Here is a 22,013-nt window from a genome sequence, read left to right on the forward strand (position 1 = left end):
ACCGTCTGCGGCGTGTCAGCAGATGCGCGGCAGCTGCTCGCCACTGAGCCAGTCGACCACCCGGCGGCCGCCGAAGCGGGTGTCCATCTGCACGAAGTGCTGCGGGTCGTCGGTCACCATGCCGATGCGGCAGGCCTGGCGGCCCAGCGGATGGGCCTGCATCGCCGCCAGCACGGCATCGGCCGCCTCGGGCGCCACCACGGCCACCAGCTTGCCCTCGTTGGCCACGTACAGCGGGTCCAGGCCCAGCAGCTCGCAGGCGGCATCCACCTGGGGCAGCACCGGGATGGCGGCCTCCTGCAGGTGCAGGCCCACGGCCGACTGGCGGGCGATCTCGTTGAGCGTGGTGGCCAGGCCGCCGCGGGTGGGATCACGCAGCACCCGCACGCCGCCGGGCGCGCTGTGCAGCATCGCGGCCACCAGGGTGTGCAGGGCGGCGGTGTCGCTGGTGATGCTGGTCTCGAAGCCCAGGCTTTCGCGCTGCGACAGCACCGCCACGCCATGCTCGCCGATGCTGCCCGACAGCAGCAGCACATCGCCCGGCCGGGCATTGGCGCCGCTCACTTCCACCCCCGGCGGCACCGCGCCCAGGCCGGTGGTGCAGATGAACACGCCATCGCCCTTGCCCTGCTCCACCACCTTGGTGTCGCCGGTGACGATGGGCACACCGGCCTCCCGCGCGGCCGCCGCCATCGACGCGACGATGCGCTGCAGGTCGGCCAGCGGAAAGCCTTCCTCCAGGATGAAGCTGGCCGTGAGGTACAGCGGCACCGCGCCGCACATGGCGACATCGTTGACCGTGCCGTGCACGCTGAGGCAGCCCACATCGCCACCTGGAAAGAACAGCGGCGAGACCACATGCCCGTCGGTGGCCAGCACCAGCCGGTGGCCGGGCGGCGGCGCGGGCAGGCAGGCACCGTCGTTGCCCTGGCCGAGGAAGCGGTTGTGAAAGGCGCGGGCGAAGAGTTCGTCGATCAGTTGCGCAGCGGCGCGGCCACCGGCACCGTGGCCCATGTCGATGCGGCCATGCTTGATGTCCAGCGGCCGCACGTAGTCCGGCCGGGTGCTCATGCCGCCGCTCCTGCAGCCGCTTCGACCCGGATCGGAATGTCCCGGAACCGCCCGTAGGCATAGTGCGCCGCGCAGGCGCCTTCGGACGACACCATGCAGGCGCCCACCGGGTTCTCCGGCGTGCACACCGTGCCGAAGATCTTGCAGTCGGTCGGCTGCTTCACGCCGCGCAGGATGGGACCGCACTCGCAGGCCTTGTTGTCGGCCACCGGCGTGTAGGTCAGCGGGAACTTCCGCTCCGCATCGAAGGCGGCGAAGCCGGGGCGGATCTGCAGCGCACTGTGCGGCACCTCGCCCAGGCCGCGCCACTCGAAACTGTCGCGCGGCATGAAGACATCGTCCACCAGCGCCTGGGCGGTGCGGTTGCCGTCCCGGCTGACGGCACGGGTGAACTCGTTCTCCACCTCGGCGCGGCCGTCGTTGACCTGGCGCACCAGCATCAGGATGGCCTGCATCACGTCCAGCGGCTCGAAGCCGGCGATGACCACCGGCTGGCGCCAGGCACGGGCGAACGGCTCGTAGGGCGCCGAGCCGATGACGATGCTGACATGCGCCGGGCCAACGAAGCCGTCGAGCGGGGCCGCGCTGCCCTCCGACGCATCGGCGCTGGCCAGGATGTGGGTGATGGCGGCCGGCGTCAGCACATGGCAGCACAGCACGCTGAAGTTGGTGAGGCCCGCGCGCTCGGCGTCGCGCAGCGCCACCGCGGTGGGCGGCGTGGTGGTCTCGAAGCCGATGGCGAAGAACACCACCTCGCGGTCGGGGTTCTCGCGGGCGATGCGCAGCGCATCGGTGGCGGCATAGACCATGCGGATGTCGCCGCCGCGGGCCTTGGCCTTGGTCAGCGACAGGCCGTGGCTGGCCGGCACGCGCATGGTGTCGCCATAGGTGCAGACGATGGCGCCATGCTGCAGCGCCAGCTGGATGGCCAGGTCGATGCGGCCGATGGGCAGCACGCACACCGGGCAGCCGGGGCCGTGGATCATGCGCACCGCCGGTGGCAGCAGCTCGGCGATGCCGTAGCGCGAGATGGCATGGGTGTGGCCGCCGCAGAACTCCATGAAGTTGTAGCGCCGCCCGGGCTGCACCTCGGCGGCCAGGCGGTCGGCGATCTTGCGTGCCAGCGTGCCGTCGCGGAACTCGTCGATGTAGGTCATCTGGCCCATGTGGTGGTCTCCATGGTGCTGGTGTCTGCCAAGGCGGCCTGGGCCGCCAGTTCTCCAAACAGCGCCAGCGTGCGCGCGGCCTCGGCGGCATCGATGCGGCCGATGGCATGGCCCACATGCACGATGACGTACTCGCCGATGGCGGCATCGGGCACCAGGGCGATGGACACCGTCTTGCGGATGCCGCCGAGGTCGACCACGGCCTCGTCCGGGCCGGTGAGCGCGATCACCCGCGCAGGGATGGCGAGGCACATGCGGTGGTCTCCAGGTCGGGTGGGGTGGAGGTGGGGGCGGCGCGCAGCGGCTGCGCCGCCACCCAGGCCTGGCCCAGTGCCAGGCCGGCATCGCCGGCCGGCCACTGGCGCGGCCGCAGCACCTGCAGGCCGCGGGTGTGCAGCTGCTGCACCAGGCGCGTGGTCAGCACCCGGTTGGCCAGGCAGCCGCCGCCCAGCGCCACGGTGGTGGTGCCATGTGCAGCGGCGGCGTCGGCGGCCCAGCCGGCCAGCCCATCGGCCAGGCCGAGGTGGAAGCCGGCGGCGGCCGCATCCCGCTGGGCTGCATCGGCTTCGGCCGGCAGGTCGAACAGCCGCGCCAGCAGCGGCCGGATGTCGAGCTGGCCCTGGCGGTCGGCGGCGACTATGCCCGCTGGCGGCGCCAGCGCATCGGCTGGCTGGCTGGCCAGCGCACGCTGCGCGGCCTGCTCCAGCGCCATGGCGGCCTCGGCCTCATGGGCCTGGCGCCCGGCATGCAGGCCCAGCGCCGCCGCGGCGGCATCGAACCAGCGGCCGGCACTGCTGGTGGGCGGGCAGTGCAGGCCCTGCTGCAGCATCCGGGCCACGCCGGCGGCCTTCAGCGCGCCGGCCAGCGGCCCCAGGCGCGTCACGATCTCCGCGGCGCGGCCCAGGGCCTGCAGCGCGGCGGCGGCCATGCGCCAGGGCTCGCGGGCCGCGGCATCGCCGCCGGGCAGGGCCAGCGGCCACAGCCCGCCCAGGTGTTGCCAGCGCGCGCCGTGCAGCCACAGCAGCTCGCCGCCCCAGGCCTCGCCGGCCGGGCCCAGGCCGAAGCCGTCCAGCGCCAGGCCCAGCACCGGCCGGGCATCGGCGTCGGGCTGCTGCAGCGCGGCCTCGGCCAGCACCGCGGCGATGTGGGCATGGTGGTGCTGCACGCCCACCGCCGCAACGCCCAGCGCCGCGGCCAGCTGCCGGGCCAGCCGGGTGCTGAAGAAGTCCGGGTGCAGGTCATGCGCCACCGCCACCACGCGGTGGCCGCGGGCCTGCAGCGCCAGCACCGAGGCCTGCAAATCGGCGCAGGCCCGCGGGTCGCCCAGGTCGCCGTGCAGCGGGCTCCAGAGCGGGGCGGCGCCGGGCTGCAGCGGCAGCAGGCAGGCGGTGTTCTTCAGCCAGGCGCCCAGGGCCAGCACCGCGGGTGCGGCGATGGTGGCATCAGCCATGGTGGTGGTGCGTGGGATGGCCACAGCCCGGGCCATGCACATGCGGCGTGGCGGCGTCCAGGTCGTCGGGCTGGCAGGCCAGCAGCCAGTCCAGCCAGGCGTCCAGCCCCTCGCCGGTGGTGGCCGACAGCTGCAGCACCGCGATGCCGGGGTTCACCCGCCGGGCCATCGCGATGCAGCGCGCCACATCGAACTGCAGGTGCGGCAGCAGGTCGGTCTTGTTCAGCACCATCAGCGAGGCGGCGGCGAACATGTCGGGGTACTTCAGCGGCTTGTCTTCGCCCTCGGTCACCGACAGGATGGCCACCTTGGCGGCCTCGCCCAGATCCCACAGCGCGGGGCAGACCAGGTTGCCGACGTTCTCGATGAACAGCAGGCTGCGCGCGTCATGGTCGTGGCCATGGTCGTTGTGGTGGTGGTGATGGTGGTGCAGCCGGTGGAAGGCTTCGGCCACCATCGGCGCATCCAGGTGGCAGCCGCGGCCGGTGTTGACCTGGATGGCCGGCGCGCCGGTGGCACGGATGCGGTCGGCATCGAAGCTGGTCTGCTGGTCGCCCTCGATCACTGCCACATGCAGCTGCGGCGCCCGCTGCCGCAGCGCGGCGATGGTGGCGCACAGCAGCGTGGTCTTGCCCGAGCCGGGGCTGGAGACCAGGTTCAGTGCGGTGACGCCATGGGCCAGGAAATGCGCCCGGTTGCGCCGTGCCACCCGGTTGTTCTGGCCCAGGATGTCGGCCTCCATCTGCAGCGTGCGGCCCTGGCTGAGCCCCGGCACCGACACCCGCGCCGCACCGGCGCCGAAGTGCAGGTCGCCCTGCTGCGGATCCATCCTCAAGGCGCTGGCCGATTCGACCGCGGCTTGTCCGTCACCACATCCACACACCACGCACATGCTGTTCTCCTCGTCCCGGGCCGCCGGCGGCGCTCAGGTGTCTTCCACGGTCATGTCGACCACCCGCAACGCGGTGCCGCCGGTGGCTTGCAGTTGCCAGCCGCCGCACAGCGGGCAGGCATCACCACGCTGGCCGATGGCCACCGTGGTGCCGCAGGGCAGGCACCAGGCCTGGCCCGGCGGCTCGTCGATCTCCAGCGTGCTGCCCTGCAGGCAGGTGCCGGGGGCCAGGGCCTCCAGCGCGAAACGCAGCGCGCGTGGTTCCACGCCGGCCAGCTGGCCGGCCTCCAGCCGCAGCCGGGTGACCCGCACGAAGCCCTCGCGGCGGGCGGCGTCTTCCACCAGCTGCAGGATGCCGCCGGCCAGGCTGGCCTCATGCATCGGCGGCCTCCGTCGTGGCAGGGCGGACCGGGGCGGCGGTGGTGATCTGGCAGGGCACGCAGGGATCGTACGCGGCGACCAGCGCGTGCACGGCCGCTGTCGGCGCATCGGCATCCAGCTGCGACAGCGCCTGCGCCCAGCCACCGGCCGGATGGGCATGCCAGTCGGTCGGCGCCAGCACCCGCACATCGGCCACCAGCGGCCCGGCGGCGCCAGGCGCCAGCTGCACCGCTTGCAGCAGCAGGCCGCGGCCGGTCTCCACCCAGGCGATGGCCGCGTCCGGGCCGGCGGGCTCGGCGCCCAGCGACAGGCGGTGGGCGCCGAGGTGGTTGGCGGGATCGTCGGGCAGGGCCAGCTGCGCCAGATCGGCCAGGCGGGCACCCAGACGCAGCCACGGTGTGGTGAGGCACTGCAGCGCCTGCGCGCCGTCGGCCAGCCGGGCGCCGGGGCCGGTCTCGGCGCAGCGGCCCTGCCATTGCGGCGTGGCGCCCCAGGCCGGCAGGTCGGCAGCCAGCGCGTGCAGCGCTGCGGCATCGGCATGCACCCGCAGCGCGGGCATGGCCGGCAGTGCCTGGCGGGCCGAGGGTTCGGCCGCCAGCAGCCATGCGGCCACCGGCCCGCTGCCGGCATGCCGCTGCGCCCAGGCTTGCAGCGCCGGTTGTGGCGCGTGCCGCCAGGCCGCCAGCCAGTCGGGCAGCGGCTGGCGGAAGACCTGCGCTTCCAGCCAGCGGGCCGCTGCGGCCACGTCAGCGTCGTCGATGGCAGCGTCGGCGGCGCGCAGGCGCAGCGGGCTGCCGGCCAGCAGTGCCAGGCCCTGGTCGGTTGTGCCCGGCGCCGGGCCGCTGCGGCCATGCAGCCCGCGGGGCCAGTCCAGCGCGATGTGCTGCAGGTGGGTGCACAGGGTGTGCCACTGCAGCCGGCGCCGGTCGCCCAGGCCGGGCGGGCTGGCCTGGCCGCCGGCAGCGCTGCGCAGGGCCAGCGTGGCGCCCAGGTGGTGCACCGGGCCGCACAGGCTGAACAGGCCGGCCAACAGCCCGGGCAAGGCCGCGGCCGGCTGGCCGCGCAGCCAGCGCGCCAGGCCCGCCGGCCGGGTGCTGACCAGGCTGTGGCCCAGCGGTGCGCCGGGCTGCAGCAGCAGCTGGCCGGCCAGGCTCATGCGGTGGCCCCCGGGCTGGCGGTGCGGCCGAACAGGAAGCCCCGGCGCGACGGCGGGCTGCCGGCCTGGACGGCTGCCGGCTGCGGGACCACCAGCGTTGGCACACCGGCCGGCGGTACCGCGCCGTCCTGCAGCCCGGCCGCCGGCCGGCGCAGCGCCTCCAGCACCGCCATCGCGGTGGCGCGTGCTGCGGCGGCGCTGGCGAAGTCCTGCATCGGAGAGAACAGCGAGCAGCAGCCAAAGCTGCCCAGATCGGGCTCGTGGCTGGAGAGGAAGGGCAGGGCATGGCCGCCGATGTGCAGCAGGCGGGCCTGGCCTGTCGGCGGGCAGCGGTCGTCGCGCAGCAGCGGCAGGCAGACCAGGTTCATGAACCAGGGCGTGACCAGCACGCCCAGGCACAGCGGCGGCAGCCAGTGCCGGCCATCGGCCACCGCCGCGGGCCCGGCCAGGCCGCTGGCCCGCAGGTCGGCCTGGCGCACCGGCTCGAAGCCCAGCGCCTCCACCTCCAGCCGCGGGTTGCACACCGGCAGGCCGGCCATGCGGGTCTCGGCGATCTCGGTGAACACCGCCTGCAGCACGGCCACGCGGGTGTTCATGCCGTCACCACCATGAACTGGGCGGCGTCGCCGTCGCACTGCGGGCAGCGCCAGTGGCCGGGCAGGGCGGTGAAGGGCGTGCCGGCCGGCACCTGCCACTGCGGATCGCCCAGGTCGGGGTCGTAGACCCACCAGCAGATCTTGCATTCCAGCCGGGCGCGGTCGGGCAGCCGGGCGGCCTGGCCCAGGTAGCTGCCCTCGAAGCCGGCGGTGGGGTTCACGATCCGTCCACCCAGGCCAGCACCTCGGCCAGGCGCGCGTGGGAATCGGCGATGTCTTCCGGCGCGGCCTGGGCCACGGCCGGCAGGTCGACCAGCTCGACGGTGTTGAGGATCACCACGTCCTGCGAGTTGTAGTACACGACCCGCCAGCCATGAGCGCGCAGCGTGTTGCTGATGCGGCAGTTGCCATAACCGCGCGACAGGATCAGCACCCGGCCGGTGCCCAGGTGGTGGTCGAGGAAGCCGATGTCGGCCGGGCTCATCGGCAGCAGCGTCAGGTTGATCACATGGGCCGGCTGGCCGGGGCCGCAGCGCGGCAGCTGGTCGTCGATCTCGGCCAGCAGGGCGGGGGCGTTCTGCACCTCGGGTGGCAGGGCGCCGGTCCAGCGCGGCGGCGGCGTGGCGGTGGCGGCATCGGCCAGCGCGGCCTCGTGCAGCGCCTGGGGGATGGCGGCCACCTCCAGCGTGTCGTGCAGCACCACGCCGCCGGCTGACGTGATCACCCGCCACAGCCCGGCGAACACCGATTCCTGCACCTGCACGCTGGCGCCGCCGGGCTGGGCCGGCTGCACCACGGCGCTGACCTCGCCTTCACCCAGCACCTGGTTGACCAGGCGCAGGTCGGCCGCGGGCAGGCCGTCCAGCGGCACGCTCCGGCGGCCGCCTTCAGCCTGCACGGCGGCCAGCGCGGCCAGCGCCTGGTGCAGCACCTGCCGGCCCTGGTGGCAGGGCGCGGCGGCCTCGGGCTCGGGCAGCAGCGGCGGCTGGAAGGTGGCCATGCCGCCGGGCATGGGCAGGTAGTCCAGCGTCTCGTCCTCGGCCTGGCTGCCGGGGCCGACCAGGGCGGCCACCACGGGGATCGGAAACTCCTTCATCGCCATCTCCTCAGGCCTGGCAGGCCGAGGCGGCGCCGGCGCTGACCAGCGGAATGCCGATGCCCGGCACCCGGCTGGCCGGCAGGGCCAGCAGGGCCTGCAACTGGGCCAGGAAGGGCTGCCAGTCATGCATGCCGCTGAGGGTGCCGAGGTAGGCGCCGTCGCACAGCGCCACCAGCGATGGCCAGCGCTGCACGCCGTAGCGGCGGGCGACGGCGTCTTCCTGGTCGGCCGGCACGATGCCCAGCGCGAACGGCGTGCCGGCGCAGCGCTGCAGCTCGGGCAGCACGGCGGCCACGTCCTGGCCTTCGGGGAAGCGCACGGCATCGCCGGCCAGCAGCAGCACCCGGTGGCCGCCGGCGGCGGCCCAGGCCTGCACGCTGGTGGCATCCACCCAGCTGGCGCCGGCATGGCTGGCCAGGCGCTGCACCTGCGGCGCATGCGGTTCGGAGGCAGCCGCGGCGCGGCCGGCGGGTGCCTGCACAGGCAGGTGCAGCAGGGTGCTGCTGCCGGTGTCGGGGAGCATGGTGGTCATCAAGGCGCCTCAGGCGTGGATGCGGAAACAGGCTGGCCGGACAGCGCATGCAGCTGCGCGGTGGTCCAGCGCGAGGGCAGGTCGAAGCCGGCGTCACCGGATGAATCCAGCTGCCGGCCCGCCATGGCGCCGGCCAGCAGCGCCAGGGTGTGGCGGATCTCGGCGGCACGCGCCGGGCTGAGGCGCTCGATGGCGTTGTCGAGGAACACCAGCAGCCAGTCGCCCGGCGTGATGCCGTCGCCCAGCAGCGTGGTGCGAACCTGGCGCGGCGTGCCGGCGTCGTCGCACAGCGCGTGGCCTGGCGACAGGGCCAGCACCTGCAGAGGAATGCCGATGCACATGGACGCTAGGCCGCAGTGGGAAAGAACCGTGCATCGCCGACGCGGCAGGCCGCGTCTTCCGGCGGGCGCTGGCCCTCGTACAGCGGCAGGGCCAGCGGCGCGAAGGTGACCGACTCCTGCGGGCCCAGCGGTGTGCGCCGGGCCACCGGCTGCGCGCCCCAGCGGCGCAGCGCGTCCACGCCCAGCGCCAGCGCATCCTCCATCGCCTGGCGCACCACCGGCCGCAGGCTGCCGCCGTAGTCGTCCAGCTGCTCGGGCTGGCAGCCGACCAGCAGCACCCGCTGCGGGTACTGCTCGGTCAGCTGGGCCAGCATCAGCACCTCCTGGAAGCCGGTCTGGTGCAGGCTCATCTTCTTGGCGCCCATGAAGCGCGGCACGTCGTCGTCCTCGATCAGGCGCAGCGTGCCGGGCGCCAGCCCGTAGTCGATGGCGTCGAAGATCAGCAGGCTGTGGGCCTGCTGCACATGCTGGACCAGGTACAGGCCCTGGGTGCCACCGTCGATCAACTGCACCTGCGGCGCGAACTCGTAGCGCTGCTGCAGCGCCTCGATGCAGCGCACGCCGAAGCCTTCGTCGGCCCACAGCACATTGCCGATGCCGAGGATGGTGATGGTCGGGGCATCCATGGGGGTCAGTCCTTGAAGGTCCGATGGCCAGAGACCATGGTGCTGATCAGGCTGGTGCGGCCCATGATGTCCTCGCGCACCGCGGCGTAGATGTGCAGCACCGCGAAGATCACCAGCCCCCACATGCCCAGGTGGTGCCAGGTGTGCACGTCCTGGCTCTGGCCCATCAGCGGGATCACCCAGCCGAACAGCCGGTCGGCCCAGGAGCCGGCCTGCGCGCCCTCGCCATACAGCGCCAGGCCGGTGACCACCATGAACACCGCCAGCACCAGGAAGCCGAACACCATCGCGAAGCGGGCCAGCGGGTTGTGGCCGACGAAGCGGCCGGGCCGCGGCGTGAGGAAGGCATACCACTTCAGCATCACGCCGATGTCGCGCCAGTAGGCGGCGCTGAACAGCGGCACCCAGAACAGCTCGCGGGCATGGTGGTTGCCCACCACCGCCCACCAGGCGCGCGCCAGCAGGCCCACCGCCATCACCTGCCCGGCGGCGAAGTGGGCAAAGCGGATGTAGCCCATCAGGAAGTTGGCGCTGGCCTCGCCCGGCTGGGTGGGCAGCGGGCTGGCGATGAAGTAGCCGGTGATGCACAGCACGGTGATGGCCAGCGCGTTGATCCAGTGCCAGATGCGCACCGGCGCCTCGTACACATAGACCGTCTTCAGCGCACTGGCGCTGGCGAATTCGCGGCTGTCGGCATCGGGCGCCTCGGCGCCGTAGGTCTGGGACTGGATGGCCATGGCGGGCTCCGCGGTGGGTGCTCAGCCGCGGGCCAGCACGGCCAGGCCGGTGGCTGAGACCGCCGCGCCGGCCACCAGGGCCAGTGCCAGCGGGCTGCGGGCCCGGAACGCGCCCAGGGTGAACACGCGGCCGGCCACGCAGACCAGCAGCAACAAGGTGAGCAGTTCGCGCAGGTCCAGCGGATGGGCCAGCGTGGCCAGCACGCCCAGGCTGTCGTGGCTGCCGTGGCCGTCATGGGCGCGGGCGGCGGTGGTGGCCAGCAGGGCCAGGCCAGCGGCCAGCACCCGCCGTGCGGTCGTGGGAAAGCATGTCATCGTCGGTCTCCTCGGGGGTGGTGCGTTCGTCAGCGCACCTTGACGTGGGCCAGCTCGGCGCCGTCGGGGCTCATCACATGGGTGCTGCAGGCCAGGCAGGGGTCGAAGCTGTGCAGCGTGCGCAGGATCTCCAGCGGCTGCTCCGGGTTGGCCATGGGCGTGTTCATCAGGCTGGCCTCGAAGGCGCCGATCTGGCCCTTGTTGTCACGCGGGCTGCCGTTCCAGGTGGTGGGCACCACGCACTGGTAGTTCTCGATGCGGCCGTCCTTGATGCGGATCCAGTGGCCCAGTGCGCCGCGCGGCGCGGCCACCGTGCCCACGCCCTTGGCCTCCTTGGGCCAGGTGCTCGGATCCCACTTTTCGACGTTGGCGGTGGCGCGGTCACCGGCCTTGATGTTGGCCACCAGCGCGTGGTAGTCGTCCATCATCATCTCGGCGCAATACTGCGATTCCAGCGCGCGGGCCAGGGTGCGGCCGATGGTGGTGGGCAGCAGTTGCTTGGCGGTGAACTGCGTCTCGGGGAGACCCAGGGCCTTGGGGATGCCGCTGTTGATGGCGGCGGCCGAGGACTCGATCTGTTCCTTCACCCGCAGGCTGTTCTTGTTGCCCTGCAGCGCATGGGCATAGCCCAGGATGTAGCGCGACAGCGGACCTACCTCCATCGCATGGCCGCGCCAGCGCGGGCTCTTGATCCACGAGTACTTGGCGCTCTCGTCGATCTCCTGGATGTTGGTGCGTGTGCCCTTGGTGGCCTTGCCCAGCTCGTAGTTGGGTTCGGTCACGCCGTCCCAGGGGTGCAGGCCCTTGGTCTCGTCGGCGTACTTGTACCAGCTGTGGGGCACGAACTCCTGAACCTGCTCCGGGTCGCGTGGGTCCACCGGCAGGATCTTGCTCCAATCGCCGCCCAGGATGGCGCCGCCGGGCAGCTGCTGGGTGCTGGTGTCGTAGGGCACCTTCTCGTAGGTGCCGTAGTCCATCACGTTGGTGGCGGCCAGGCCGCCGCCATACAGCCAGCCAGCCTGCTTGTAGAGCGTGCCGATGGCCAGCACGTCAGGGACGTAGACGTTGTTGTTGAAGTCGATCATCTCCTGGATGCGGGCCTGCACGAAGTTCAGCCGCTCCATGTTGATCGGCGCGCCGGCGGCGCCGTCGCCGTCGATGTTGATGGCGCAGGGCACGCCGCCCACCAGGTAGTTGGGATGCGGATTCTTGCCACCGAAGATGGTGTGCACCTTGACCCATTCCTTCTGCAGGTCCAGGGCCTCCAGGTAGTGGGTCACGGCCATCAAGTTGGCCTCGGGCGGCAGCACATAGGCCTTGCTGCCCCAGTAGCCGTTCATGAAGGGGCCGAGCTGGCCGCTCTCGACGAACTTCTTCAGCCGGTTCTGGATGTCGCGGAAATAGCCGGCCGCTGACAACGGGTGTTGGGGAGAGACCAGGGTCTGCAGCTCGCTGGTCTTCTTCGGGTCGGCCTTCAGCGCCGAGACCACGTCCACCCAGTCGAGTGCATGCAGGTGGTAGAAGTGCACCGCATGGTCATGCACCTGCAGGGTCTTGGCCATGATCTCGCGGATCAGGTGCGCGTTCTTCGGGATGCGGATGCCCAGCGCATCCTCCACCGCACGCACGCTGGTCAGCGCATGGCAGCCGGTGCACACGCCGCAGATGCGCTCCACGAACGCCCAGGCATCGCGCGGATCACGGCCCTTGAGGATGACTTCCAGCCCGCGCCACATGGTGCCGGTGGACACCGCGTTGCGGATGACGTTGTTGCTGTCGAGGTTGACCTCGCAGCGCATGTGGCCCTCGATGCGGGTGACCGGGTCGACGACGATGCGCCGGCCGGTGTTGTCCATCTTGAAGCCTTGTGTTTCGTACGCGCCCATGCTGCGGTTCTCCGTCTGGCGCTCAGGCCGTTGTCTTGTCGCTGGCGTGGTCGGCGGTCTTGTCGGCCACGCTCTTGTCGGTGGCCCGCTTGATGGCCGAGACCGCCGCATGTGCCACCGCCGCCGCGCCCACCACGCCGGCCGCGGTGCCGCCGATCTGGTCGGCATTGGCCTCCACGCCGAAGGCATGGATGTCGGTCAGCCGGCTGTAGAACGAGCCCTTGTCCCAGAAGCCGTCCTCGCTGCAGCCGATGCAGCCGTGGCCGGCCTTGATCGGGAAGCTGGTGCCCTCGTTCCACTGCACCGTGCTGCAGGCGTTGTAGGTGGTAGGGCCCTTGCAGCCCACCTTGTAGAGGCAGTAGCCGCGGCGCGCGCTCTCGTCGTCCCAGGCCTCGACGAACTGGCCGGCGTCGAAGTGCGGCCGGCGGTAGCACTTGTCGTGGATGCGCTGGCTGTAGAACATCTTGGGCCGGCCCTGGCGGTCCAGCTCGGGGATGCGGTCGAAGGTCAGCATGTAGGTGATGACGCCGGTCATCACCTCGGCGATCGGCGGGCAGCCGGGCACCTTGATGATGGGCTTGTCGAAGATCACCTTGTGCACCGGCGTGGCCTGCGTGGGGTTGGGCTTGGCCGCCTGCACGCAGCCCCAGCTGGCGCACGAGCCCCAGCTGATGATGGCCTTGGCATCCTTGGCCACGTGCTTGAGCTGCTCGATGAAGGGCTTGCCGCCGATGATGCAGCTCATGCCGTCCTGGTTGAGCGGCGGGTTGCCCTCCACCGCCAGGATGTAGTTGCCCTTGTACTTGGCCATCACCTCTTCCAGGATGGCCTCGGCCTGGTGGCCGGCGGCGGCCATCAGGGTGTCGTCGTAGTCCAGGCTGATCATCGACAGCACCACGTCCTTGGCCAGCGGGTGGGCGCTGCGGATGAAGCTCTCGCTGCAGCAGGTGCATTCCAGCCCGTGCAGCCACAGCACCGGCGTGCGCGGCTTGGTCTCCATCGCGTGGGCGATCTGCGGCACGAAGGCCGGGCCCAGCCCCAGGGATGTGGCGGTGAGCGAGCAGTATTTGAGGAAGCTGCGGCGCGAAATGCCCTGGCGTCGCATCACCTCGTAGAAAGTCTCCATGCGGGGTCTCCTCCGGATCGTCGGCTGGTGGTTGTTCTGGCCCGGCTGGCCGTTGGGGCCGCTGGTGGCCGCCAGGTCCTGGGGGCGCTGGCAGTGCCAGGAACAACACAAGTTGCATACCCGCCGGACCTGCGCCGCGGGTAAGCACCGAGAGGCCGCTGCAAGTGCTTGATCTGACGCAACTTCTTCCGGCGAGACAGCGCCAGCCCAGGCACGGCATGCCAGGCAGTGGCAGCCGGGCTGCCAGGCGGCCAGGCGAAGTGGAAGCCGGGTTGCCGGCGGGCTGGCGCCGTGCTGCGCCGGGTCAGTAGTGCGGCGGCAGCTCGTCGCGCAGGCTGCGGAAGGGCCGTGCCCCGTCGGCATCGGGCAGCTGGTCGCGCAGGGCCGCCAGCTCGCGCAGCAGCGCGTCGATCTGCTGCTGCTGGCGCACCACCACCGCGTTCAGCTGGTCCAGCGCGTCTTCCTGGAAGCTGGCCTTGATCTCCAGGTCGGTGAGGCGTTGTTCCAGGGCGGACATGGCAGGCGGGCAGGGCGGTCGCGGGCCCGGATTGTCGCCCCGCCGGTGCCGGCCCGCGCATGTGCGACCATGGCCGCATGCACAACCCCGCCCTGCCCGTCGACGTGGTGCTGTTCGGCGCCACCGGCTTCACCGGCCGGCTGGTCGCCGAGGTCCTGCTGGCCCGCGCCCAGGCCGGCGCCGGTTTCCGCTGGGCGCTGGCCGGCCGCAGTGCCGAGCGCCTGGCCGCCGTGCGGCAGGCCATCGGCGCGCCCGCCACGCTGCCCCTGCTGACCGCCGACGCCACCGACCCCGCCGCGCTGGCCAGCCTGGTGCGCCAGACCCGGCTGGTGATCACCACCGTCGGCCCCTACACCCGGCATGGCACGGCACTGGCCACGGCCTGTGCCGAGGCCGGCACCGACTACGTGGACCTGTGCGGCGAGCCGCTGTGGATGGCGCAGATGATCCGCAAGCTGCAGGCGCCGGCGGCCACCAGCGGGGCGCGCATCGTGTTCTCCTGCGGCTTTGATTCGGTGCCGTTCGACCTGGGCGTGCTGTTCCTGCAGACCGAGGCGCAGCAGCGCTTTGGCCAGCCGTTGCAGCGGGTGCAGGGCCGGGTGCAGCGCCTGCGCGGCGGCCTGTCGGGCGGCACGGCAGCCAGCATGCTGGCCACGCTGGAGGCCATCGATGGCAACCCGGCAGCGGCCCGTCTGCTGGCCGACCCGTTCGCCTTGACACCCGGCTGGCACGGCCCGGTGCAGCCCGACGGCGGTGGCGCGCACCAGGACCGGCCCGGCGGCGCCTGGAGCGGCCCGTTCGTGATGGCGATGATCAACACCAAGAACGTGCACCGCAGCAATGCCCTGCGCGGCCATCCCTGGGGCCGCGACTTCGCCTACGACGAGCGCCTGGTGACCGGCCGCGGCCTGGGCGGCCGGGTGGCGGCCGAGTTGCTGGCCGGGGGCACACGGTTGCAGAACCTGGCGCTGGCCTGGTCACCTGCGCGGGCGCTGATCGGCCGCCTGGCCTTGCCGCAGCCTGGTCAGGGCCCCAGTCGCCGCCAGCGCGAGGCCGGCAGCTACGACCTGCTGTTCACCGGCCAGACGGTGGACGGCCGCAGCCTGGCGGCCACGGTGCACGGTGACCGCGACCCGGGCTACGGCTCCACATCGCGCATGCTGGCCGAGGCCGCGCTGTGCCTGCTGCAGGATGTGCCGCGCCAGGCCACGCCCGGTGGCGTGTGGACGCCCGGTGCCGCCATGGGCCTGGCCCTGCTGCGGCGCCTGCAGGCCCATGCCGGCCTGCGGTTTGTGCTGAAGGACTGAGCGATGGCCAAGCCCGTGCCGCGGCTGTCGGCCGACGAGATCGAACGCATCATCGCCACCGCCTGGGACGACCAGCCGCCGTTCGACCGGGTGCTGCGCCTGCATGGCCTGAACCCCGGCCAGGTGGTGCAGCTGCTCAAGCGCGAGCTGACGCCCAACGCCTACAAGGTGTGGACCGCGCGCACCCGGGGCAAGCCGGGGCGCTGATGCTGCGGATCAGTCCGCGGCGAAGCAGTAGAACAGCCCGGCGCCGCCGGTGGATTTCAGCGCCTCCTGGCCGCAGCCGCGGGTCTGGTGCGAGGAGTTCCAGCTCAGCGCCCAGGGGTCGGTCACCAGGCCGGTGCGGTCATGGTGGCCGATCATCGCGGCACCCTCGCCGCTGCTCGTCCAGTTGCCGCAGGTGAGGTTGGGCATGGGCGAGAAGGCGGTGCCGTCGGGGCGCGATCCGGTGAGGATGTCGTGCTCGTTCGGCGTGTCGCCGCGGCCCTTCACCAGATTGCCGCGCTCGTCCAGCGCATTGGCCTTGGTGATGCCATTGTCGCCGTGCAGCTGCGCCAGGTCGGCGGCGATCAGCGTGCCCTTGGCGTTGTACCAGGGGCCCTTGCCGATGCGGTCGCGCGCATGCACCGCGGCTTGGGTGGTGCCCACCGCGCTGGCGCTGAGGTAGGCGCGCCAGTTGCGCTGGCCGGCGCCTGCCGCGGTGGCCAGGCGCTTGCAGTGGGCATCGGCGCCGTCCAGCCCGCCCAGGTCGGCGCCCTTGCCACTGCCGGTGCTGGTGACGAAGAAGCCCATCGGCCCGGTGGTGGGCGTGCTGGCACAGCCGGCCAGCAGGCCGGCGGCAAGGGTGGCGGCGGCCAGGCTGCGCAGGGGCAGGCGGAGGTTGGGCATGGAAACGTCTCCTGGAAAGGTGGAACCCGATTTACGTGCGAGCGGGCCGTTCCATTGCTAGGTGCCTTCCCGGATGGCGGGCGCCAGACCCGAGCCCGGCGCTACAGTGGCCCGATTAACACACGCATCGTGCTGGCCAGGCGGCCCGTGGGCTGGGTCGACGAAGGCTGCTTCGCCACCGAGGACGTGGCCGAACCCGAGATCGGCCCCGAGGACGTGCTGCTGCAGAGCGTCTACCTCTCGCTGGACCCGTACCTGCGCGGCCGCATGAACGAAGGGCCGTCGTATGCGCCGGGCTTTGCGCTGGGTGCGCCCATCGTCTCGCGGGTGGTGGCGCGGGTGATCGCCTCGCGCAACGCACGGTTTGCGGTGGGTGAGCATGTCTGGGGCTTCCTCGACTGGGCCGAGCGGGTGCGCGTGCCCCGCGGCGAGGGCCTGCACAAGATCGACCCGGCGCTGGGGCGCATCAGCCATGCGGTGTCGGTGCTGGGCATGCCCGGGCTCACGGCCTGGATCGGTGCCATCCAGATCGGCCAGCCGGTGCCTGGCGACACGGTCTATGTCTCGTCGGCGGCGGGCGCCGTCGGCCAGCTGGCTGGCCAGTTTGCCAAGCGGGCCGGTGCGCGGGTGGTGGGCTCGGTGGGCAGCGAGGCCAAGCGTGCCCACCTGCTGGCGCGTGGTGGTTTCGACGCAGTCTTCAACTACAAGACCACGCCACCGGACGAGGCGCTGCGCAGCCACTGCCCGCGCGGCATCGATGTCTACTTCGACAACGTGGGCGGCACCACGCTGGAGGCGGCGCTGCGCCATGCCAACGCGGCGGCACGTTTTCCGGTGTGCGGGATGATCTCGGCCTACAACACCGAGGGGGATGCCGGCATCCGCGGCCTGCAGGCGGTGCTGACCAAGCGCATCACGATGACCGGCTTCATCATCTACGACCATGTGCACCACTTGCCGGCCTACCAGGCCCGGGTGGCGCCCTGGCTGCGCAGCGGTGAACTCTGGTTCGACGAGGACATCGTGCCGGGCGGCCTGGCCCAGGCGCCCGCCGCGCTGGTGGGCCTGTTCAAGGGCGAGGCCATGGGCAAGCGGCTGGTGCAGGTGGCGCCCGAGTAGCGCGCCGCGGCAGCGGCATGCTTCCTGCGTGCTTTGGGGCATGTCCAGCACCGCAAAGGCCGTGGCCGGCCACACCGCCTTCGAGGATGTGCAGGCGATCTTCACCGGCACGCTGTTCGTGTCGCTGGCGCTGATCCTGTTCGGCCAGGCCGGCCTGATCACTGGCGGCACGGCAGGCGCTGCGTTTCTGCTGCACTACGCCACCGGCGTCAGCCTGGGCAAGCTGTTCTTCCTGATCAACCTGCCGTTCTACTGGTTTGCCTGGCAACGCATGGGCCGGGTCTTCACGCTGAAGACCTTTGCCGCCATCACGCTGCTGTCGGCCATGACCGAGTGGTCGCCCCGGCTGTTCGCCATCGACAGGCTGCACCCACTGTACGCCGCAGTGCTGGGCGGGCTGCTGCTGGGCTCGGGCTGCCTGTTCCTGGCGCGGCACCATGCCAGCCTGGGCGGCGCCACCATCGTGTCGCTGTACCTGCAGCGCGCCCATGGCTGGCGCGCCGGCAAGGTGCAGATGGCCATTGACTGCAGCGTGTTGGCGCTGGCGCTGACGGTGCTGCCGGCTGTTCAGGTGGGCTGGTCGGTGCTGGCCGCGATGGTGATGAACCTGTTCATCGCGATCAACCACAAGCCCGGGCGCTACGCCGTGCTCTGAGCGCGGCGCCGCCGTGCGGCATCAGGCCGACTGGTCTTGCCTGGGCTGCAGATTCGGCCGCAGGTTCTTGCCGATGTACGGCTTGAGCGCGTCGATGCCTTCCTTGACCGAGAAACCGTTGACCGCGAGCTTGCGGGCGAAGCCGTCCGCCAGCACTTTCAGTTCTTCGACACGGCGTTCGGCGATGGCGGCATCGGTCTGGGCCAGCAGGCGCTGGAGGTCGGCCATGGCCAGGCCGTCGAGCTGGGGAGGGGTCATCGGAGCAGACATGGTGGCGTGCAGTCGGATTCAGGGGATCGCAGAACGACAAAGGGCCTGGCAGATGCCAAGCCCTCGCTGATTGGTTCTTGTTGTTGTGTCTTGCCGGAAGTCCCGGTGCTGGTCTTGTGCACATCTAGGCAGTCCAACACCGCACACCCGCAACTCCGATCTTACTGGCTGGACGCCCAGCGTGAAACGGGGCGGCGGCGGGCGCTTTGCCGCATGACGCCATGGGTCCGGTTGAGCGGATGGTCAGGTCGCGTTGTGGGGGACTGTGAAGGCAAGCATGTCACTCGGCTGCCAGACATGGCCAGACCAAGATGTGTAACCCCGCAGCCAGAGCTTGCCATCGATGCGACGCAGATAGAAGCCTTGGTACTCGGACTGGTCCTTGTCGGGACGTTGATCGACCACCGTGATGGATTGCGGTGGCGCCTGATGCTTGCTGGGTTCAAAGCCAACTGAACCTTCCTCTTGATTCAGATAAGCAAGTCGAAGATGTGGGCCCAGCTCAAGAGGACAAAGTCTGTAGCCAAGCGCCGCCGCGGCATCGATTGCTTCGCCAAGCGTCCCGCCATTTGGCAAGCCCAATTCGTTCAATGACTGAATGGTGACCTTGACCCGGTAGGTCGATACGCAAAACTTGAAGTTCTGACCCTTCAATATTTTCCGCGCAATCTCATTCAGTTGGATGTCAGATTCTTCCAGGCGCGCGAGCAGTTCCAATCCCGACAGTCCTCCAACTGTGATCTCCTCTTCGCGCATCCGCATGAATTCATGCTGTGGCATAGCGACGTTGTTGGTGTCAGCGGCCTAGCGTTTGAACCAACCGGGCCGTTGGGATATTTGACCATAGGTCTGGAATGAAATGCCGGGCCTTTGGACGCATATCGGAATGGGTCCGGTTGAGCGAATACGAAGGGACTTCCCCAGCCCTGAGACGGTATCGAGGTACCAAGATTGACTTGCGGAAGTTCAATCTGAGCGGAAAGGGGAAGTCATGGCGGAGGTTACACGCGGCGAGGCCGCACGGGTAGGGGTGGATCTGTCCAAGCGCGTGTTCCAGGTGCACGCAGTGGACCGGGCGGGTCGGGTGGTGATGGCCGAGCCGATGGCGCCGGAGAAGTTCTTCGCCTGGTGCGCGCAGTTGCCAGCTGGCTGTGAGGTGGCGGTGGAGGCGTGCGGTGGTGCGCACCATGTGGCGAGGCGGCTGCGCTCGCTGGGCCTGGATGCGAGGCTGATCGCGGGCCATTTCGTCACGCCGTACCGCATGGCCGGCAAGAGCGGGAAGAACGACGCGAACGATCCTGCGGCGATCTGCGAGGCTGCGGGCCGGCCGCACATGCGGTTCGTGCCGGTGAAGACAACCGAGCAGCAGGGCCAGCTCAGCGTGCACCGCCTGCGCGAAGGCGACAAGGCCGAACGCACCGCGTTGATCAACCGCATCCGCGGCGTGCTGGTCGAGTTCGGCATGAGCTTCCCGCAAAGCCCCGAAGCGCTGCGCCGGGTGCTGGCCGAATTGATCGAGGATGGCAGCAATGAACGCACCGGCATCGCCCGCCTGGTGCTGCAACGAGCGCACCTGCACTGGATCGAGTTGAACTTGCAGATGAAGTGGTGCGAAGAACGCATCGGGACCCACGTGCGCAGCGATGAGCGGGCCAGCAAGGCTGCGGCTCTGCAGGGGATTGGTCCGATCGGCGCGTCAGCGCTGGTGGCAAGCGTTGACGACTTCTCGCAGTTCGCCAGCGCCAAGCAGTTCAGCGCCTGGTTGGGCCTGGTGCCTGGCCAGAACTCCACCGGCGGCAGGGCCAGCCTGGGCCGCATCACCAAACGCGGCGACGACGACTTGCGCACGTTGTTGATCCAGGGCGCGAAGTCGGCCGTGATGACGGCGCACAAACGCAGCGACCGCATCAGCCAGTGGCTGGTGCAAGTGAAGGAGCGGGCAGGCTGGCAGAAAGCGGTGGTGGCGCTGGCCAACAAGAACGCGCGCATCCTGTGGGCGATGCTCACCCGGGATGGCGAGTTCGACGCGAATCACCTGCCCGAGCGCCCGGCGCCACATTGCGCCTTGAGCCAATGCCCGGAAACCTGAAGAGAATCGATTCCACCGCAGACGCGACACGCAGATATCACCACAGGTCAGACCGGCGGCAGGTGAACTCGGTAACCCTCAAGGACCAAAGACGCGTTGAGCGAATGGAGTCCTGCAGAGCGGTTCGTATCTGGGGTCTCGGTGCAACACCAAAACAAGCCCGCCTGTAGATGTGCAGTCTGTCCCTTGTCGGGGATATCAACGCATTGCGCTGCTGCGAAATCAATCGACTCGATTCGAGAGTCAATTCAAACCGTTGACCGGTTGGGGAGTCCCTGGAGAAGGGTTAGGCCGCACTGTCACTACTCTACGCGGAATATCTGCCAGAGCGGGAACTCCATTTGGCACGGAGATCCGGTGCAGACCGCAGGCTTGAATCTCGTTAGCAACATGACAGACGATGCAAACCTGACCATCTCGGGGCTTGGCGATCCGATAGCCTTGACGTTGGTAACTACGCCAGTGGAGTCAACTGTTGCGATTGGAAAAAGGTCGCCAGTGACAAAAAGCTTATCTTGGGCCTTGCGAAGAGCATCGAGGATGGGCCGTAAGCCGTCTTTGGGAAATGGTGGTTCGTCGGCCTCTGGCATGGACTCGTACCAGTTCCTTACCTGCTCGCGTTCCGATTCAGTTAGCTTTTCGTAGGGCCTATTTATCGGAATTCTGCTTCCGCTCACTGCCTCTCGTCGGATCATCGATCCTGTGGGCGGACGATCGGACTTGATTCCAAACTGTGGCGTGTCGGATTGTGCCTGAGCGGGTGTAGCAAGCACTCCGATAAAAACGGCGGCCACTGCGATGTGGAGATGGGGATACATGATGTGCTGGTCCTTGGTGTGCGACCTAACGTTTGAGCTAGCCGGACCGTTGCGGTATGTGGCTAAAGGCCCAGAATCAAATGGAGGGTCTTTAGCCACATACCGCAATGGGTTCGGTTGAGCGAATGGTTAGGCGTCGCTGCTTCGAGCCTAGAAAGACCTCGGGCAAATACAATTGCCATCAAAACCAGAAACAAGTACGCCGACGCCAACGATATCCAGAAATGCGACACCAAGTTTGGCAGGTAATGTGCTTTGGTAACTGTCGGTCAGGCTTTTCCAGTATTTAAAGGTGAGCGCCACTATAACAATGCCGCAAACAATATTCACTAAGTCAAACCCATCGCATTCGCGCACGAATCCGTTGACACAGGTCGCTCGTGAAGAGCCGAAGTCAAAGACCGCTGCGACGACGACTAGCGCCCAAGCAATGTAAATTCTCTTCTTGACCGTAACGTCCATCGAGTGCTCCCAGAGTTCTGCAAACGCGCTTCTCGGAAACATCCAGCTTCGCTGGCGTAACCATGTCACTGGTGTTTTAGGCCCAACAAGGATGTTCGACATCGTCACGAGTGTGGATGGCACAGTACGGTTCAGCATGGCCCAGTACGGCGATTGATTGCGACGCCTAACGTTGAAGCTAATCGGACCGTTGCGGCGTGCGGCTAAAGGCCCAGAATGAAATGGAGGGCCTTTAGCCACACGCCGCAATGGGTCCGGTTGAGTGATCTATTTGGCCGCACTGGTGGAAGTGTGCAGACCCAACCAGCTTTGGACGAGCGCACTGGACTGGCGCGTGCGCAGGGCGATGCTGGAAGAGGCGCAAGCGCTGGGCCAAACGGCATGCGGCCCACGCTAACCGATGAGGTGCTGTGGTGCAACAAGGGCCGCACCCAAGACTGGATTGCGCGGCGCATCACGCCGGCGCGGAGCGCCAACCACAAACTGGCCAAGTGACCTGTGATGCGCAACCGGC

General features: G+C 69.6%; 28 protein-coding genes. 5 read left to right on the forward strand and 23 right to left on the reverse strand.

Annotated elements, in window-relative coordinates; all coding sequences use genetic code 11:
* Window positions 1-15 precede the first annotated feature (15 nt).
* From hypE to FFT10_RS08130, 18 genes are all read right to left on the reverse strand, one after another.
* Window positions 16-1,071, reverse strand: a complete 1,056-nt coding sequence (hypE, locus tag FFT10_RS08045; RefSeq protein WP_137732279.1) for a hydrogenase expression/formation protein HypE — start codon at window positions 1,069-1,071, stop codon at window positions 16-18.
* Window positions 1,068-2,228: a hydrogenase formation protein HypD gene (hypD, locus tag FFT10_RS08050; RefSeq protein ID WP_137732577.1), complete on the reverse strand. Its 1,161-nt coding sequence runs from the start codon at window positions 2,226-2,228 to the stop codon at window positions 1,068-1,070. Before hypD ends, hypE begins: the two co-directional genes overlap by 4 nt.
* The gene (locus tag FFT10_RS08055) at window positions 2,225-2,491 is read right to left on the reverse strand and encodes a HypC/HybG/HupF family hydrogenase formation chaperone (RefSeq protein WP_137732280.1); all 267 of its coding nucleotides are present in this window, start codon (window positions 2,489-2,491) and stop codon (window positions 2,225-2,227) included. Before FFT10_RS08055 ends, hypD begins: the two co-directional genes overlap by 4 nt.
* Window positions 2,464-3,687, reverse strand: coding sequence for a Kae1-like domain-containing protein (locus FFT10_RS08060; RefSeq protein ID WP_137732281.1), 1,224 nt, complete (start codon window positions 3,685-3,687; stop codon window positions 2,464-2,466). Before FFT10_RS08060 ends, FFT10_RS08055 begins: the two co-directional genes overlap by 28 nt.
* Entirely contained in the window at window positions 3,680-4,579 is a 900-nt protein-coding gene (hypB, locus tag FFT10_RS08065) for a hydrogenase nickel incorporation protein HypB (RefSeq protein WP_137732282.1), read from the reverse strand. The genes FFT10_RS08060 and hypB overlap by 8 nt, the downstream gene beginning before the upstream one ends.
* Before the next feature lie 33 nt (window positions 4,580-4,612).
* On the reverse strand, window positions 4,613-4,960 hold the full coding sequence (locus FFT10_RS08070) for a hydrogenase maturation nickel metallochaperone HypA/HybF (RefSeq protein WP_137732283.1): 348 nt from the start codon (window positions 4,958-4,960) through the stop codon (window positions 4,613-4,615).
* Complete coding sequence (locus FFT10_RS08075; RefSeq protein ID WP_137732284.1) at window positions 4,953-6,116, reverse strand: hypothetical protein; 1,164 nt, start codon at window positions 6,114-6,116, stop codon at window positions 4,953-4,955. Before FFT10_RS08075 ends, FFT10_RS08070 begins: the two co-directional genes overlap by 8 nt.
* Window positions 6,113-6,712 (reverse strand): [NiFe]-hydrogenase assembly chaperone HybE, encoded by a 600-nt coding sequence (gene hybE, locus FFT10_RS08080; protein ID WP_137732285.1) that lies wholly within the window; start codon window positions 6,710-6,712, stop codon window positions 6,113-6,115. The genes FFT10_RS08075 and hybE overlap by 4 nt, the downstream gene beginning before the upstream one ends.
* On the reverse strand, window positions 6,709-6,933 hold the full coding sequence (locus FFT10_RS08085; protein ID WP_137732286.1) for a rubredoxin: 225 nt from the start codon (window positions 6,931-6,933) through the stop codon (window positions 6,709-6,711). Before FFT10_RS08085 ends, hybE begins: the two co-directional genes overlap by 4 nt.
* The gene (locus FFT10_RS08090) at window positions 6,930-7,808 is read right to left on the reverse strand and encodes a hydrogenase expression/formation protein (protein ID WP_137732287.1); all 879 of its coding nucleotides are present in this window, start codon (window positions 7,806-7,808) and stop codon (window positions 6,930-6,932) included. Before FFT10_RS08090 ends, FFT10_RS08085 begins: the two co-directional genes overlap by 4 nt.
* Window positions 7,809-7,818: 10 nt before the next feature.
* Window positions 7,819-8,343, reverse strand: coding sequence for a thioredoxin domain-containing protein (locus FFT10_RS08095; RefSeq protein ID WP_228027006.1), 525 nt, complete (start codon window positions 8,341-8,343; stop codon window positions 7,819-7,821).
* Window positions 8,343-8,684, reverse strand: coding sequence for a HypC/HybG/HupF family hydrogenase formation chaperone (locus tag FFT10_RS08100; protein WP_137732288.1), 342 nt, complete (start codon window positions 8,682-8,684; stop codon window positions 8,343-8,345). The genes FFT10_RS08095 and FFT10_RS08100 overlap by 1 nt, the downstream gene beginning before the upstream one ends.
* Before the next feature lie 5 nt (window positions 8,685-8,689).
* Window positions 8,690-9,310, reverse strand: coding sequence for a HyaD/HybD family hydrogenase maturation endopeptidase (locus tag FFT10_RS08105; protein WP_137732289.1), 621 nt, complete (start codon window positions 9,308-9,310; stop codon window positions 8,690-8,692).
* A gap of 5 nt (window positions 9,311-9,315) precedes the next feature.
* Window positions 9,316-10,047: a Ni/Fe-hydrogenase, b-type cytochrome subunit gene (gene cybH / locus FFT10_RS08110; RefSeq protein WP_137732290.1), complete on the reverse strand. Its 732-nt coding sequence runs from the start codon at window positions 10,045-10,047 to the stop codon at window positions 9,316-9,318.
* A gap of 21 nt (window positions 10,048-10,068) precedes the next feature.
* Window positions 10,069-10,362, reverse strand: coding sequence for a hypothetical protein (locus FFT10_RS08115; RefSeq protein ID WP_137732291.1), 294 nt, complete (start codon window positions 10,360-10,362; stop codon window positions 10,069-10,071).
* A 29-nt stretch (window positions 10,363-10,391) separates the two neighbouring features.
* On the reverse strand, window positions 10,392-12,248 hold the full coding sequence (locus tag FFT10_RS08120) for a nickel-dependent hydrogenase large subunit (protein WP_137732292.1): 1,857 nt from the start codon (window positions 12,246-12,248) through the stop codon (window positions 10,392-10,394).
* 22 nt (window positions 12,249-12,270) lie between these two features.
* Window positions 12,271-13,374, reverse strand: a complete 1,104-nt coding sequence (locus tag FFT10_RS08125) for a hydrogenase small subunit (protein WP_137732293.1) — start codon at window positions 13,372-13,374, stop codon at window positions 12,271-12,273.
* Window positions 13,375-13,678: 304 nt separating this feature from the next.
* Entirely contained in the window at window positions 13,679-13,891 is a 213-nt protein-coding gene (locus FFT10_RS08130; RefSeq protein WP_137732294.1) for a SlyX family protein, read from the reverse strand.
* A gap of 77 nt (window positions 13,892-13,968) precedes the next feature.
* Here FFT10_RS08130 and FFT10_RS08135 point away from each other — a divergent pair, with 77 nt between their 5' ends.
* Window positions 13,969-15,198 (forward strand): saccharopine dehydrogenase family protein, encoded by a 1,230-nt coding sequence (locus FFT10_RS08135; protein ID WP_137732295.1) that lies wholly within the window; start codon window positions 13,969-13,971, stop codon window positions 15,196-15,198.
* A 3-nt stretch (window positions 15,199-15,201) separates the two neighbouring features.
* Complete coding sequence (locus FFT10_RS08140; RefSeq protein WP_137732296.1) at window positions 15,202-15,405, forward strand: DUF2805 domain-containing protein; 204 nt, start codon at window positions 15,202-15,204, stop codon at window positions 15,403-15,405.
* 9 nt (window positions 15,406-15,414) lie between these two features.
* On the opposite strand, the gene FFT10_RS08145 is transcribed toward FFT10_RS08140, so the two are convergent.
* Complete coding sequence (locus tag FFT10_RS08145; protein WP_137732297.1) at window positions 15,415-16,086, reverse strand: hypothetical protein; 672 nt, start codon at window positions 16,084-16,086, stop codon at window positions 15,415-15,417.
* Window positions 16,087-16,215: 129 nt separating this feature from the next.
* On the opposite strand from FFT10_RS08145, the gene FFT10_RS08150 reads away from it, so the two are divergent.
* Window positions 16,216-17,205, forward strand: coding sequence for an NADP-dependent oxidoreductase (locus tag FFT10_RS08150; RefSeq protein WP_228027007.1), 990 nt, complete (start codon window positions 16,216-16,218; stop codon window positions 17,203-17,205).
* A 40-nt stretch (window positions 17,206-17,245) separates the two neighbouring features.
* The gene (locus FFT10_RS08155) at window positions 17,246-17,860 is read left to right on the forward strand and encodes a YitT family protein (protein WP_137732299.1); all 615 of its coding nucleotides are present in this window, start codon (window positions 17,246-17,248) and stop codon (window positions 17,858-17,860) included.
* Between the two features lie 21 nt (window positions 17,861-17,881).
* Here the strand turns inward: FFT10_RS08155 and FFT10_RS08160 are convergent, their stop codons facing one another.
* Together FFT10_RS08160 and FFT10_RS08165 are read right to left on the reverse strand one after the other, a co-directional pair.
* The gene (locus tag FFT10_RS08160; protein WP_137732300.1) at window positions 17,882-18,118 is read right to left on the reverse strand and encodes a hypothetical protein; all 237 of its coding nucleotides are present in this window, start codon (window positions 18,116-18,118) and stop codon (window positions 17,882-17,884) included.
* Between the two features lie 255 nt (window positions 18,119-18,373).
* Window positions 18,374-18,910 carry a helicase gene (locus tag FFT10_RS08165; RefSeq protein ID WP_137732301.1) on the reverse strand — a complete coding sequence of 179 codons (537 nt, stop codon included), beginning with the start codon at window positions 18,908-18,910 and terminating at the stop codon, window positions 18,374-18,376.
* Between the two features lie 211 nt (window positions 18,911-19,121).
* Here FFT10_RS08165 and FFT10_RS08170 point away from each other — a divergent pair, with 211 nt between their 5' ends.
* On the forward strand, window positions 19,122-20,219 hold the full coding sequence (locus FFT10_RS08170; protein ID WP_137732302.1) for an IS110 family RNA-guided transposase: 1,098 nt from the start codon (window positions 19,122-19,124) through the stop codon (window positions 20,217-20,219).
* Window positions 20,220-20,521: 302 nt separating this feature from the next.
* On the opposite strand, the gene FFT10_RS08175 is transcribed toward FFT10_RS08170, so the two are convergent.
* A complete protein-coding gene (locus FFT10_RS08175; RefSeq protein ID WP_137732303.1) occupies window positions 20,522-21,037 on the reverse strand; it encodes a hypothetical protein in 516 nt (171 codons plus the stop codon).
* Between the two features lie 150 nt (window positions 21,038-21,187).
* Complete coding sequence (locus tag FFT10_RS08180; protein ID WP_137732304.1) at window positions 21,188-21,601, reverse strand: hypothetical protein; 414 nt, start codon at window positions 21,599-21,601, stop codon at window positions 21,188-21,190.
* Window positions 21,602-22,013: the final 412 nt, after the last annotated feature.

It is taken from the genome of Pseudaquabacterium pictum (genome assembly GCF_005403045.1).
Lineage (GTDB): Bacteria > Pseudomonadota > Gammaproteobacteria > Burkholderiales > Burkholderiaceae_C > Pseudaquabacterium > Pseudaquabacterium pictum.

Coding starts and splice junctions, on each gene's coding strand:
- FFT10_RS08180 (WP_137732304.1), bottom strand. CDS start 21,601: ATGTCGAACATCCTTGTTGGGCCTAAAACACCAGTGACATGGTTACGC.
- hypB (WP_137732282.1), bottom strand. CDS start 4,579: ATGTGCGTGGTGTGTGGATGTGGTGACGGACAAGCCGCGGTCGAATCG.
- FFT10_RS08100 (WP_137732288.1), bottom strand. CDS start 8,684: ATGTGCATCGGCATTCCTCTGCAGGTGCTGGCCCTGTCGCCAGGCCAC.
- FFT10_RS08140 (WP_137732296.1), top strand. CDS start 15,202: ATGGCCAAGCCCGTGCCGCGGCTGTCGGCCGACGAGATCGAACGCATC.
- FFT10_RS08155 (WP_137732299.1), top strand. CDS start 17,246: ATGTCCAGCACCGCAAAGGCCGTGGCCGGCCACACCGCCTTCGAGGAT.
- hypD (WP_137732577.1), bottom strand. CDS start 2,228: ATGACCTACATCGACGAGTTCCGCGACGGCACGCTGGCACGCAAGATC.
- FFT10_RS08170 (WP_137732302.1), top strand. CDS start 19,122: ATGGCGGAGGTTACACGCGGCGAGGCCGCACGGGTAGGGGTGGATCTG.
- FFT10_RS08090 (WP_137732287.1), bottom strand. CDS start 7,808: ATGAAGGAGTTTCCGATCCCCGTGGTGGCCGCCCTGGTCGGCCCCGGC.
- FFT10_RS08070 (WP_137732283.1), bottom strand. CDS start 4,960: ATGCATGAGGCCAGCCTGGCCGGCGGCATCCTGCAGCTGGTGGAAGAC.
- FFT10_RS08115 (WP_137732291.1), bottom strand. CDS start 10,362: ATGACATGCTTTCCCACGACCGCACGGCGGGTGCTGGCCGCTGGCCTG.
- FFT10_RS08125 (WP_137732293.1), bottom strand. CDS start 13,374: ATGGAGACTTTCTACGAGGTGATGCGACGCCAGGGCATTTCGCGCCGC.
- FFT10_RS08165 (WP_137732301.1), bottom strand. CDS start 18,910: ATGCCACAGCATGAATTCATGCGGATGCGCGAAGAGGAGATCACAGTT.
- FFT10_RS08175 (WP_137732303.1), bottom strand. CDS start 21,037: ATGTATCCCCATCTCCACATCGCAGTGGCCGCCGTTTTTATCGGAGTG.
- FFT10_RS08130 (WP_137732294.1), bottom strand. CDS start 13,891: ATGTCCGCCCTGGAACAACGCCTCACCGACCTGGAGATCAAGGCCAGC.
- FFT10_RS08095 (WP_228027006.1), bottom strand. CDS start 8,343: ATGACCACCATGCTCCCCGACACCGGCAGCAGCACCCTGCTGCACCTG.
- hypE (WP_137732279.1), bottom strand. CDS start 1,071: ATGAGCACCCGGCCGGACTACGTGCGGCCGCTGGACATCAAGCATGGC.
- FFT10_RS08120 (WP_137732292.1), bottom strand. CDS start 12,248: ATGGGCGCGTACGAAACACAAGGCTTCAAGATGGACAACACCGGCCGG.
- FFT10_RS08060 (WP_137732281.1), bottom strand. CDS start 3,687: ATGGCTGATGCCACCATCGCCGCACCCGCGGTGCTGGCCCTGGGCGCC.
- FFT10_RS08105 (WP_137732289.1), bottom strand. CDS start 9,310: ATGGATGCCCCGACCATCACCATCCTCGGCATCGGCAATGTGCTGTGG.
- hybE (WP_137732285.1), bottom strand. CDS start 6,712: ATGAACACCCGCGTGGCCGTGCTGCAGGCGGTGTTCACCGAGATCGCC.
- FFT10_RS08160 (WP_137732300.1), bottom strand. CDS start 18,118: ATGACCCCTCCCCAGCTCGACGGCCTGGCCATGGCCGACCTCCAGCGC.
- FFT10_RS08135 (WP_137732295.1), top strand. CDS start 13,969: ATGCACAACCCCGCCCTGCCCGTCGACGTGGTGCTGTTCGGCGCCACC.
- FFT10_RS08145 (WP_137732297.1), bottom strand. CDS start 16,086: ATGCCCAACCTCCGCCTGCCCCTGCGCAGCCTGGCCGCCGCCACCCTT.
- FFT10_RS08075 (WP_137732284.1), bottom strand. CDS start 6,116: ATGAGCCTGGCCGGCCAGCTGCTGCTGCAGCCCGGCGCACCGCTGGGC.
- FFT10_RS08055 (WP_137732280.1), bottom strand. CDS start 2,491: ATGTGCCTCGCCATCCCTGCGCGGGTGATCGCGCTCACCGGCCCGGAC.
- cybH (WP_137732290.1), bottom strand. CDS start 10,047: ATGGCCATCCAGTCCCAGACCTACGGCGCCGAGGCGCCCGATGCCGAC.